5 protein-coding genes and 2 pseudogenes are annotated in these 10,732 nt (G+C 52.3%); 6 read left to right on the forward strand and 1 reads right to left on the reverse strand.

The window, feature by feature from the left end:
• Positions 1-107: 107 nt before the first annotated feature.
• From IR141_RS07660 to purH, 4 genes are all read left to right on the forward strand, one after another.
• Positions 108-998, forward strand: a complete 891-nt coding sequence (locus tag IR141_RS07660; RefSeq protein WP_135035503.1) for a chorismate mutase — start codon at positions 108-110, stop codon at positions 996-998.
• Positions 999-1,919: 921 nt separating this feature from the next.
• Complete coding sequence (gene dusB, locus IR141_RS07665; protein WP_135035505.1) at positions 1,920-2,930, forward strand: tRNA dihydrouridine synthase DusB; 1,011 nt, start codon at positions 1,920-1,922, stop codon at positions 2,928-2,930.
• Positions 2,931-3,110: 180 nt separating this feature from the next.
• Positions 3,111-3,356, forward strand: a complete 246-nt coding sequence (locus tag IR141_RS07670; protein ID WP_135035508.1) for a Fis family transcriptional regulator — start codon at positions 3,111-3,113, stop codon at positions 3,354-3,356.
• A gap of 207 nt (positions 3,357-3,563) precedes the next feature.
• Positions 3,564-5,141: a bifunctional phosphoribosylaminoimidazolecarboxamide formyltransferase/IMP cyclohydrolase gene (gene purH, locus IR141_RS07675; RefSeq protein WP_135035511.1), complete on the forward strand. Its 1,578-nt coding sequence runs from the start codon at positions 3,564-3,566 to the stop codon at positions 5,139-5,141.
• Between the two features lie 265 nt (positions 5,142-5,406).
• Here the strand turns inward: purH and acnD are convergent.
• Positions 5,407-7,962, reverse strand: a pseudogene (acnD, locus tag IR141_RS07680) (Fe/S-dependent 2-methylisocitrate dehydratase AcnD).
• Between the two features lie 382 nt (positions 7,963-8,344).
• Here acnD and IR141_RS13405 point away from each other — a divergent pair.
• A pseudogene (locus IR141_RS13405) lies at positions 8,345-8,629 on the forward strand (IS1595 family transposase); the annotation flags it as partial.
• 1,059 nt (positions 8,630-9,688) lie between these two features.
• Positions 9,689-9,853, forward strand: coding sequence for an IS3 family transposase (locus IR141_RS14200; protein WP_135035514.1), 165 nt, complete (start codon positions 9,689-9,691; stop codon positions 9,851-9,853).
• The last annotated feature ends 879 nt before the right edge of the window (positions 9,854-10,732 follow it).

Consider the following 10,732-nt stretch of genomic DNA (forward strand, 5'->3'; position numbering starts at 1 on the left):
CCAGCAGACGGCCGCAGTATAGCACAGAGGCCGTCTGAAACGCCGCACGGCTGGCACGCGCGGCAGATTATTGCTACTATGCGGCCAAATGAAATCAGGAGGTTGCGATGATTATCGTGATGCAGAAACAGGCGGCGCCGAAAGCGGTGGATAAAGTGGTGGCGTTTATCCGCAGCCGTGGCCTGCAGGAACATATTTCGCGCGGCGAAGAACGCACCATTATCGGCGCGGTGGGCGATGAGCGGGTGTTCCACCCCAACGAGTTGGAACGCCTGCCTGGCGTGGAGCGTGCCATCCGCGTATTGAACGAGTGGCGCATCATCAGCCGCGAAACGCAGCCCGAAAGCAGCGTGATTGCCGTTCGCGGCACATCTTTCGGCGGCGGCAGAATGCTCGATATTACTGCCGACCCGCAGCGTATGGGCAGCGCCGATGCGCTGTTTGCCGACCCTTTTTACCTGCCTGCGCGCCCGTATGCTGCCGGCAATGCAGGCAGCGGAAAAGAGCAAATCCGCACCATGCAGGCGGCCGTTGCATGCTGCCATGAAGCGGATAAGCCCGCTGTGGTGCGCATACGCGATGTGCGCCAGCTTGCTCCCGCGCTGGAAGCCGAAACCGATGTGCTTTATTTGGGCGGCGAATTGATGAACAACCGTGCCCTGCAAGACGAAGTAGGCCGTCTGAACACGCCCGTGGTGCTGTGCAAAGACAAACACCACCGCGCCGATGAATGGCTGGTGGCCGCCGAACACATTGCCCTGCGCGGCAACCATCATATTATTCTCGGCGAAGCGGGCACGCTCAGTTTCGAGCCGGAGCATCCCTACCGTTTGGATGTAGATGCCATTGTGCGTGTGCGTAAAGCCAGCTGCCTGCCCGTGATTGCCAACATCACCCGCCTGTGGCACGGCGATATGCCGCAGCAGATTTTATACAAGCTGGCCGAAGCCGCGGGCGCTGCCGGCATTGTAAACAGCCTGCAAAGCCTGCCGGCCTGAGGCCGTCTGAAAACATTGCAGCGGCAGATATGGGGGCTCTCCAAAAATCGGGGAAGCAGGGAATACGCCGTCTGAAAAACCGGCTAACCGATGAAGCCTCTTTTCGTGGCCGGCAGCCCGTCTGTGCCGGCAGCGGCTTGAACGGCGGATTTTTCCCGGCGGTGAAACCGGCAGCGGGGCTTCAAACAGCAAACTATTTTGTTTTTAAACATAAAATTAATGACAAAAGGCCGTCTGAAACCGATATCTTTCAGACGGCCTGATATGCGGAATCTCTCGGCGTTGTTTGCACTTTCTGTTTTTGTCTGAAAAAATCCGCTTTGAGGTTTTTGAGGGTCGCAGCGAATGCCGAAAAGCACGGCAACGCCTCAGTTTTTGGGCATATGCGGGAATCACGCAACCATCTTTTCCGGTAAAAAACAAAAGCCTCCCGGCATGGCGGCAGGTGCGGCTTTGGCCTTTCCCAGAACCCTTTCGGCCGTCTGAATATTTTTTCAGACGGCCGAAAGGGTTCCTGATAAAGGGTGATGGCGGATTCATTGATTTGCGGTGCAAGGTGAAACGCCGCAAAGGCGGCCGGGCGGGTGCACGATAACACGAAATCGATTCTGCTGCCGCGTTGGCAATCCGCAACATGATTTTATTTTCTTCAGGCCGGCGTGCAGCCATTGCGGGCTTGGTTTAAGCCGCCGCAGTATTAAACCTGCCCGGTTCCGCACTCCTTATACTGCCTGCGGGCAGAAGCCTTGTTTTGTTTCACTAACAACAGGCCGATAGGCCGTCTGAAAGCGGTTGTTATAGAATCGTCATACCAATCAATTACTTTTCTGCACGAAGGCCGGTTTGCAGCCGGTAATTTTCCATTGGAAAAACTGCTTAAAAAATGTACAATCACCATTTTCACGCTCCTGCTTTCTGCTTATGCGTATCGGCGTTTATCAGATAAATTCCCCTGTGGCGTTGGCGCCGATGGCCGGCATCACCGACAAACCTTTCCGCCGCCTCTGCCGTGAATACGGCGCAGGTTGGGCGGTGGGCGAAATGCTCAACAGCGACCCGGCCCTGCGCCTCACCCGCAAAACCCTGCGCCGCAGCAATTTCTCCGGCGAAAGCGGCATAGCGGCCGTGCAGATTGCCGGCAACAACCCCGCGCAGATGGCCGAAGCCGCGCGTTACAACGTGGAACAGGGCGCGCAGGTGATCGACATCAATATGGGCTGCCCGGCTAAAAAAGTCTGCAATGTTTTGGCCGGCAGCGCGCTGATGCAGAACGAGCCGCTGGTGTGCGAAATATTAAATGCCGTGGTGAAAGCCGTTGATGTGCCCGTTACCCTGAAAACCCGTTTGGGATGGCACGACCAACACAAAAATATTTTAACCGTGGCGCGCATGGCAGAAGAAGCGGGCATAGCCGCCATTGCCATTCACGGGCGCACCCGCACGCAGATGTATCGGGGCGAGGCCGCCTACGAACTGATTGCCGAAACCAAAAGCCGCTTGAACATACCCGTGTGGGTGAACGGCGACATTACCAGCCCGCAGAAAGCGCAGGCCGTGCTGGCGCAAACCGGTGCAGACGGCGTTATGATAGGCCGAGGGGCGCAGGGGCAGCCGTGGCTGTTCCGCGATATCGGCTATTTCGCCGAACACGGCCGCCTGCCCGAACCGTTGAGCGTGGCGCAGTGCGGCGAAACCGCGTTGCGGCATATCGGCGACATGCACGAATTTTACGGAGAGCGCGATGGTGTGCGCACCGCCCGCAAACACATAGGCTGGTATATTGCCGCGCTGCCAGGCGGCGAAACCGCCCGGCGCGAAATCAACCTCATAGAGAGTGCGGCAGAGCAATATGATGCGCTGGCGGCCTTTTTGGAAAAGGCTCCCGAAGCGGCCGACTGCTGGCCCTGTGCCTATCGTGAAGTGGAACCGTAAATCGTTAAACCGCTTTTCAGACGGCCTTGAAGGCTCAAAGACCGTCTGAAAACATACTGCCGCTGTGGCGGAATCTGCCCCCTGTTGCTACGGCATTGCGCCTTGCCCTGCCGGCGGAGATTTGCCGTTCGGCATCAAATGCCGAACGAATCCGCTATATAAAATAAGTCAAGAGAAACCATGAAAAACACCCCGCCCGACATCGCCCACTGTATCGAACAAAACCTGCAGCAATATTTCCGCGACCTTAACGGTGCGGCCGCCTGCGGGGTGTACGGCATGGTGCTGGAGCAGGTTGAAAAGCCGCTGTTGCGGTGTGTGATGGCAGAATGCGGCGGCAACCAGAGCAAAGCCGCCGCCATGCTGGGGCTGAACCGCAATACGCTGCGCAAGAAACTGGTGCAGCATGGCTTGCTGGACTCATGATGCAACACAGAGGCCGTCTGAAAGCATAAAGGTTTTCAGACGGCTTCACGGTTATCTTTATATAGTGGCTTAAATATAGCAGCTTAAATTTACAATGGTGCGGCATTGCCCGTTAGCCGTACCCTTTCCGGCTTCGCCGCCCTGCCCCATTGTAAATTTCAACCACCATACCCAACATTGTTTGATTATTTTGAAGAAGGAACCAAAATGGCAGCCGTAAAACGTGCCCTAATCAGCCTGTCGGATAAAACAGGCGTTGTCGAATTTGCCCGCTCGCTCGATACACTCGGCGTGGAAATCCTTTCCACCGGCGGCACGGCCAAGCTGCTGGCCGATGCCGGCGTGCCCGTTATCGAGGTGGCCGACTACACCGGCTTCCCTGAAATGCTTGACGGCCGGGTGAAAACGCTCCACCCGAAAATCCACGGCGGCATTCTCGGCCGCCGCGATTTGAGCGAACACGTTGCCAAAATGGCAGAACACGGCATCGGCAACATCGATTTGGTGTGCGTAAACCTTTATCCGTTTGCCGCCACCATCGCCAAACCCGGCTGCACGCTGGAAGACGCAGTTGAAAACATCGACATCGGCGGCCCCACTATGGTGCGCTCCGCCGCCAAAAACTGGAAACACGTTGCCATCATTACCGACAACGGCGACTTCGCAGCGGTTGTTGACGAGCTGCAAAACAACGGCGGCAAACTGAGCGACAAAACCCGTTTCAACCTTTCGCGCAAAGCCTTCAGCCACACTGCCCAATACGACGGCATGATTTCCAACTATTTAACCAGCGTGTCGGGCGAAAAACTCTCGGGCGAACCGGAAATCCGCGGGTTTCCCGAGCAGTTCAACCAAAGTTGGGTGAAAGTGCAGGAAATGCGCTACGGCGAAAACCCGCACCAGCAGGCCGCTTTCTACCGCGACCTCTATCCTGCCGCCGGCAGCCTGGCCGCCTATAACCAGCTTCAGGGCAAAGAATTGTCCTACAACAACATCGCCGATGCCGATGCGGCTTGGGAGGCGGTCAAAACCTTTGACGCTCCTGCCTGCGTGATTGTGAAGCATGCCAACCCCTGCGGCGCGGCGGTGGCCGACAGCCCGCTTAATGCCTACAAACTGGCATTCGCCACCGACACCACCAGCGCATTTGGCGGCATCATCGCCTTTAACCGGGAAGTGGATGCCGAAACGGTTGAGGCCGTTACCGGCCAGTTTCTCGAAGTGCTGATGGCACCGAAATTTACCGACAAAGCCAAAGAAATCATTGCCGCCAAGAAAAACGTGCGCGTGCTGGAAGTTCCGCTCTTGGCAGGCTCCAACCGCTTCGAACTCAAGCGTGTGGGCGGCGGCCTGTTGGTGCAGATGCCCGATATCCACCGCATCCGCCGCGAAGATTTGAAAGTGGTGAGCAAGCGGGTGCCAACCGAACAGGAATGGGCAGATTTGATGTTTGTGTGGAATGTGGCAAAATTTGTGAAATCCAATGCGGTCGTGTTCGGCAGGGGCGGCCAAACCTACGGTATCGGTGCCGGTCAGATGAGCCGTGTGGATTCCACCCGCATCGCCGCACGCAAAGCGCAAGACGGCGGTTTCGATCTCAACGGCGCCTGCGCCGCCTCCGATGCATTCTTCCCGTTCCGCGACGGTATCGATGTGATTGCCGAACAGGGCATCCGGGCCATCATCCACCCCGGCGGGTCGGTGCGCGACAGAGAAGTTTTTGATGCAGCCGATGAACACGGTATTGCTATGGTATTGACCGGCATACGCCATTTCCGCCATTAATGCATGAGTATGCGGCAAAACCTGCATCAGGCCGTCTGAAAGCCTTTTCAGACGGCCTTCGGCTTAACGGTGCGGTATTTCCCAAACACAATATTCCCAACCCAGGCCGGTTTGGCAGCCGTTTGAATGTTACCCGGCCAGGGCGCAGCAAGGCCTGTGTTTCGTTACGGCGATGTGGTTGGCCGTAAAAAGTTTAAGGCCGTCTGAAAGCCTTTTCAGACGGCCTGTTATATTGCGTTGGGCATACTGTTGTCAGACGGCCTCTTTAGATTGCCGCATTCTCTTGCAGGAAATCTTGTGCGAAACGTTTCAGCACGCCGCCGGCTTCGTAAATCAACACCTCTTCGGCAGTATCCAAACGGCAGGTAACGGCTACTTCAACCTTTTCACCATTTTTGCGGTGAATCACCAGCATTAAATCGCAGCGCGGTTCGCGCTTGCCGACTACATCATAAGTTTCGGTACCGTCCAATTCGAGCGTGCGGCGGTTCACACCTTCTTTAAACTGCAAGGGCAGCACGCCCATACCGATCAGATTGGTGCGGTGGATGCGCTCGAAACCTTCGGCCACAATCGCTTCCACGCCGGCCAGGTGCACGCCTTTGGCAGCCCAGTCGCGGCTCGAACCCTGACCGTAATCGGCACCGGCCACAATAATCAGCGGCTGCCGGCGGTTCATGTAAGTTTCTATGGCCTCCCACATCCGCATCACCCGGCCTTCGGGTTCTACACGGGCCAGCGAGCCTTGTTTCACTGTGCCGTCTTCGTTTTTCACAATTTCGTTAAACAGCTCCGGGTTGGCAAAGGTAGCACGCTGGGCGGTCAGATGGTCGCCGCGGTGGGTAGCGTAAGAGTTGAAGTCTTCTTCGGGCAGCCCCATGTTGATTAGATACTCGCCGGCCGCGCTGGTCGGCAGAATGGCGTTGGAAGGCGACAGGTGGTCTGTGGTGATGTTGTCAGGCAAAATTGCCAACGGGCGCATGCCTTTGAGCGTGCGCCTGCCCGCCAATGCGCCTTCCCAATAAGGCGGACGACGGATATAAGTAGATTGCAGCCGCCACTTGTAAAGCGAACTCGGGGCTTTTTCGGCTGCGCCGGTGTCGAACATCGGAATATACACATCGTGGAATTGCTGCGGTTTCACATATTCGACCACGATGGTGTCGATTTCTTCATCGCTCGGCCAAATGTCTTTCAGGCGGATTTCACGGCCGTCTGAAATGCCGAGTATGTCGTTCTCGATATCGACGCGGATACTGCCGGCAATCGCATAGGCCACCACCAGCGGCGGCGATGCCAGGAAGGCTTGTTTGGCATAGGGGTGGATACGGCCATCGAAGTTGCGGTTGCCCGACAATACGGCAGTAACATACAAATCGCGGGCTATGATTTCCCGTTGGATTTTCGGATCAAGCGCGCCGGACATACCGTTACAAGTGGTGCAGGCGCATGCAACGATGCCGAAACCGAGTTTTTCCAACTCGGGCAGTAATCCGGCTTCTTTTCAGATAGACTTCCGCCACTTTAGAGCCGGGTGCGAATGAAGATTTTACCCACGGTTTGCGGGTTAAACCCAATTCGTTGGCTTTTTTCGCCAACCGGGCCGCCACCACCACATTGCGCGGGTTCGAGGTGTTGGTGCATGACGTAATCACCGCAATAATCACCGCGCCATCGGGCATTCGGCCGTCTGAAGGGGTTTCATACGGCCTAGCCAAACCTTTTGCCGCCAAATCTGCGGTCGCAAAACGGGCATGGGGATTGCTGGGGCCGGCCATATTGCGCACAACGGCAGCCAAGTCAAACTTCAACACACACGGATACTCTGCGGTTTTCAACATATCGGCCCACAAACCTGCCGTTTTTACATAAACCTCAACCAGCTTCACTTGTTTATCATCACGGCCGGTTAATTTCAGATAATCAATGGTTTGCTGGTCGATGGCAAACATAAATCGACAAACTCTCGGCACCTTCGCCGAAAAATTCCACAAATGCACCCACCACGCGCTCTTTACGCAGAAATTCAGTCAGCGCCAATACAATATCGGTGGCAGTAATGCCGGGTTGGCATTTACCGGTCAGCTCCACGCCAACAATATCAGGTAAACGCATCATCGAAGCACGGCCAAGCATCACGGTTTCCGCTTCCAAACCGCCAACGCCCACCGAAATCACCCCCGGCGCATCAACGTGAGGGGTGTGCGAATCGGTGCCGATGCAAGTATCGGGAAAAGCCACACCGTTTTTCACTTGGATAACGGGCGACATTTTCTCCAAATTAATCTGGTGCATGATGCCGTTGCCCGCAGGAATCACATCCACATTTTCAAAGGCTGTTTTAGTCCAATTGATAAAATGGAGGCGGTCTTCGTTGCGGCGGCCTTCGATTTCACGGTTTTTACGGAACACATCGGGATCGTAACCACCACACTCTACCGCCAGCGAATGATCAATAATCAATTGGGTTTGAACAACTGAATTAACCTTGCTCGGATCACCGCCTTTTTCAGCAACCGCATCGCGCAGGCCTGCCAAATCTACCAAGGCCGTCTGACCCAAAATATCATGGCACACCACACGAGCCGGAAACCGCGGAAAATCAACTTCCTGTTTACCCTCAATTAATTGAGAAAGCCAACTTTGCAGCCTTGGCAAATCCACTTTATCGGCACGGTTCACTAGGTTTTCGGCCAAGATACGGCTGGTAGGGCAGGGTATCGTACGAGCCCGGCTTAATATCTTCGCATGCAGCACGCGCATCGTAGTATTCCAAATTAAAATCAAGTAAAGGCTTACGGTAGATTTGGTTTGTATTCACGAGCTTTATCCTTTGTAAATATCCTTTTACAACATTATATTATATCAACTGTTATCTTTCAAACGACATTAGGCCGTCTGAATGTAGTGTATTGTAATCACTAATATGTCTAACCGAAAGAGGATAAATAAATTTTGGATCTGAAGTAAATTAGCCCTAAATACTAACAAAGCCGAAGGAGCTTTAACTGCTGTTTGGTATGCCGGAATTAAAATGGAACTCATATTTTCTCAAGAACAAGTCCCCAGTTCAATTCCGTTACATTTGCACAAGGTCCGCTTCTGAAATGAAATTAAAAAAACAAGTATCAAAAGTGCAGTAAAATTACCGATCCCAATGCTGTCAGGTCCTACGGCTTTCCGCCTTCTGTTTGAACGATTTCGATACCGCCAAACTGGCTGGAATCAGTGTCGGAAGCATCAACAGCCCGTACCTGAAGTTACGCCGGTGCCCAGCTGGCGAATGCGAGCAGTACACCCCTTTCTAAGACACCGTAGAATCAGACCAATCCTATTTCAAGGCAAAGCGCATCCGAGGTAAACTCGGGTGAAAAGCGGGCACTAAAACCATCTTTTCCGACATCCTCAAACGAGGCGGCAATGGGTTTGCCCGAGGTATGCAACATATCAATGGTTGGCGCTATGCCAAGCATCGCTTGGTACGATTTAACTGAGTGCCGGAGCATAACCTTTTACCTGCATTTAAAAGAAACCCTGGGTTTCTCTTCAGCCACCGACAGGATGATTTGTATAAAGCACTATTGGAAATGTTGCGGAGAGACCCTTTAAAATGAATTTTGCTTCATAAGTGCCTATATTTTTGTCGGTTGGCAAACTGCTGTGATTTATCCGGTGATGGAGGGGGATCTACTGATATCCGACATATCGCAACTGCACAAATTATCCATATAAACTACACTATCAGGCATAATTTTACCTGTAATAACAATAAACAAGCTCTCTGTTTCAGCATTATCCGCGACCATGATATTAACCTTCTCACTATATTTGGAAATGCTGGAAACTACCATTTTTACCGATAGATCTCTGTTATTTTTTTCTTTCATTGTCTGCAAAACAACCTTCGTCCAACTCAGGCACTCCGTCAAACAACTCTTTGCTTTCTTGCGGTAAATAATGGTTGATGTCCATACGGATTTTGTCGTGAAGGGGCATACAGAATGAACTGCACCCAAAGTCGGACACACAAACCAACCTAGGAGATGTAGTTTTTTATAGCAATATATACAAACAGCTTCAAAGCTACAGGCCGTCAAATACTATTCAGACAGCAACGACAAGCTGTTACCGAAGATGGTTAGACTGCCGCACAGCAGCTTTTATTATCAACCGACAGCACAAGATAAATATGCTGGTTTGAAAAGAAACCATACAGCCCCTATACCGGCAACCGTACGTAACAACCGCATCTGCATCAGACAGAAAACCATACGGGAGTGAATCTGAAAGCCGTTATACACTGACGCAAATACCATCCGTATCAGAAAGAAGCCTGCACGATTGCAGATAATATACCGAAACAGTGTTTAGGGCGGATAAACCTAATCGGTAATGGGTGGCAGACATTGCTGAATCCAACGGCAGAGCGTGGATTTGGATCCAACACAATATTTAGACGGCTTTTATCAGCAGAATTTGTAGGATAGCGGATTAACACAGAGCATAGAGTGTGTAGATAATGCGGTACCTGGAAGTTCTCCGACACATTGAAATCGGAATGTTTCCATGTGCGCCAACCAATACAATATGAGTCAGCCAATGAACCGGGTGGTGCGTTACGCAAGCACATTCGTTACTACACCTACAACAGGGTCAAACTCAAAAGACTGACCTCTATTAACTACAGGATTCAGTCCTTGAATGCCGTTTGATTAACTCACCTAGTTTTTAGATACAGTTCAGTTTTTCAGAACCTTCTATTTTCAGGGTAACTTTTTGGGGCATTTTTACATTACATCGGAACTTAATACCGAGTTCTCAGGTCTCACAACCCGCTGCAGATGTACAATACGGGAATGACAGCATATACAGTAAACACCACCGGTCAATGCCTGTTCTTTTCCTTTGGGTATTTTGGATGCAGAAAATCCCAGCGCTGTTTACACTTCTCGTTTTTTCCTGAAGACCTGTTTTGGGATTTTCGAGACAAAGGCAGGAAGGCCGTTGAAAGTATACCTTCTCTCCGTCTTATACTCGGCCTTCAGATGGCCTCAATGGTTGCAGCATCGGCAGCTGTGTTTTAAGGCCGGCTGCGATTTTTCGGTTTGCAATATTTCTCTCACACCCGAGCCTCATTGCCAAAAATACTGAAAGATACGGAGAAGCCACTGTCGTCCTTGATAATACTCAAAAAGCACGAAACAATCATTTAGGAAAAACAAAAGCTGTTCGGCATCAAAACCCAGCCCTTTCCAATTTCCAACACCAAGACTGCCTAGATACCGCACTGGTAAATTCTGCTAAAGCATGTAGATGCACATCAGAGGTGCGAAGTGTTGTTATGCAGACATTCTTTGCTTAAGAGCTTAAAGTCGACTGTTGTTGTAGGATATCGATGAATCCGTCCAGTACAGGAAGTGCTGTTTACTACGTTGCCATTTAGCCGGCTGCAGAGTTTCGGTGCTACCGGCAGTGCAAAAATGACCACCTGACGGCAGTCAGAAATTGACCATCCTGACTTAAAAAACAAAGGCTGCTTTCATGTTGAATCAGGAGACGGTTGCGGCCATCAAAGCGCTCAAACAGCAAGG

It is taken from the genome of Neisseria sp. 19428wB4_WF04 (genome assembly GCF_015235335.1).
GTDB lineage: Bacteria > Pseudomonadota > Gammaproteobacteria > Burkholderiales > Neisseriaceae > Neisseria > Neisseria musculi.